General features: G+C 67.3%; 3 protein-coding genes. All 3 read right to left on the reverse strand.

Annotation, left to right across the window (positions count from 1 at the left end; translation table 11 throughout):
• On the reverse strand, positions 1–728 hold a 728-nt coding region (locus C6N31_RS42060), incomplete at its 3' end, for a trehalase-like domain-containing protein (RefSeq protein WP_307811611.1).
• 500 nt (positions 729–1228) lie between these two features.
• Positions 1229–1618, reverse strand: coding sequence for a hypothetical protein (locus tag C6N31_RS42065; protein WP_138359619.1), 390 nt, complete (start codon positions 1616–1618; stop codon positions 1229–1231).
• A gap of 259 nt (positions 1619–1877) precedes the next feature.
• Positions 1878–2104, reverse strand: a 227-nt coding sequence (locus C6N31_RS44865) for a hypothetical protein (RefSeq protein WP_232486335.1), incomplete at its 5' end; no start/stop codon positions are given.

Genomic DNA, 2104 nt, shown 5'->3' on the forward strand with positions numbered 1-2104 from the left:
AGCGCCTGCAGTACCCGCCCGCTGTGCTCGACCTGCTCCTGCCACGGCCCGCGGTAAGCCTGGTGCAGCGCTGTCCAGGACCGCCAGCTGTTGGTGGTGTCCGCCAGGCGCCGTCGGATGCGTCGTCGGCTCCACGGTCTGGGCTCGTCGCCCCAGGCGGGGTGGGCGTGCAAGGCCATGTCGAGCCGGTCACCAGCTCGCATCATGATCTCGCAGCGGGCGGTGGACTGCTCGATCGCGAGTTCGATCGGTACAGACAGCATCAGGCTGTGGGAGCCACCGCGCGCGATAAGGCCTCCTTTGACCGGCGACATCAGAGGGTGGACCAGGCCGAATTCCGGCCGCGGCGCGTAACTGACCTCAACCACCACACTGCCCTCGCTGCAGGTGACCTGCCGCAGGAGCGCCCCGGGGGATGCGCTGCCGAGCGCATGGCCTCGCTCTCTGCGTCCCACGGCGAGCGCATCCACCAGGACAACGGTGCCAGTACGGGTGCGGAACGTCGTCTCGAGCACCAGGGCGCCGTCCCGGTACCGCCGACTGACCTCGGTACTTCCACACGGACGAATGGACCAATGACCCGCATCGGTGTCAAGCAGGCGGGCGAAGACTGCCGGACTGTCGAAACGCGGCAGGCACCACCAGTCCACTGACCCGTCCGAGCCCACCAGGGCGGCCGACCGGCAGTCCGACAGAACCGCGTAGTCATTGATCGGACGCTCACTCACCTGCAGCCTCCTGCGGTCGGGGGCCTTGGGAACATGCCAGTTGCCATCGGGATGGTCACTGAATCATGGTACGGACCATATGCAATCAATTCCGATATATAGCCGTAAAATTGCGCTGAGTGAGTCGCGCGTCCGAGCGTCAACTCGCCAGGGTCGGCGCGGGTCGAGCGGCATCGGCAACGATCTGCAAGTGGCCCAACGCTTGGCGGTAGGACCCAGTCCGTGATGCGGCAACTTCGGATGTTGCGCGAGGTCAGGACCTGCCGGCGCATCTGAGGCAGCGACTGCTGCAGAACCAGCGCGGCGCGGTCGTCGCCCACGCCGTCCGTCGTGACACGGACGCCGTCATCTGCCGGCTCCGCTTCCGCCTGGCCGCCCCGACGGAACGGTGAGCCAACGGCTCCGCATCCCGGCACGGGATGCGGAGCCGGCCGGAAACGCACGGGATGCGGGGAAGTCCGTCCCGGATCCGTTCGCACGGTTCGAACCGCCGCAGCGGCTCAGGCGGTCAGCAGGCCGAGGCCGACGAGCACGAAGAGCACTCCAATGCCGATACGCGCATTCGAGCCCGCGGCGGCCAGCGCCACCGGCAGGTGCGGCACCGTGGCCCGGGGAGTGATGGGACCGTGGATGAGGTGAGCGATCAGCATCGTGCATCCGGGCAGTGCCGCGGTTCGGTACCGCGCTGCGGCGAACACCGTGTGCAGGGCGGCCTGGGCGGCGAGCATCGCATCGCCGATCCCGGCCAGGGAGCGCTCCCTACCGGCCAGGATGCAGCCGGGTGCGAGAACCGCGACGAATCCCAGACCGCCAGCCCGGACCGGCGGCGGTGCACCCACTGCGAGGTCGTGCGCGGCGGCCGCCAACGTGGCACACGGCGCGGCGAACATGGCCGCCCGCAGGACCTCGACTGGAGCACGATCGCCCGTCGCGACGCCCGCGACTACGAACGCCTCCAGTGCACTGCAAGATGGTCCGACGAGATTTTACCCGTGCCACCGGAAAGAGATGGGAGTATATCTGTGCTTTCGGCAGTCTTGTAACCGCCGCAGCTGTTTCCGGCAGGGATGATCCGAAGACGCTCCCGCAATCGATGAAGCTCTCACCGGATTCGACTGCGCCGGTGGTATTGGATGCTCGTAGGCACCATCATGCCTTCATCAGTCTCGCTGTACCGGCCGGCATCGTCAGCTGATAGTAGACGCGTTCACCCGTGAGGATGATCCCTTCGCCCGTTTGCGTGGCGGACGGCAATCCAAGCGGCTTGCGGCACCGAAGGTTGGGTGGGAGCGCCTGCGATCGCGCCGGTGCCGTGAGATGTGAGAGATGGGGCGTGATGGGCGTAGAGCGCATCGACACCCGGCTGCTGGAAGAGC

It is taken from the genome of Streptomyces fildesensis, from assembly GCF_016107395.1.
Lineage (GTDB): Bacteria > Actinomycetota > Actinomycetes > Streptomycetales > Streptomycetaceae > Actinacidiphila > Actinacidiphila fildesensis.

Coding starts and splice junctions, on each gene's coding strand:
- C6N31_RS42065 (WP_138359619.1), bottom strand. CDS start 1,618: ATGTTCGCCGCGCCGTGTGCCACGTTGGCGGCCGCCGCGCACGACCTC.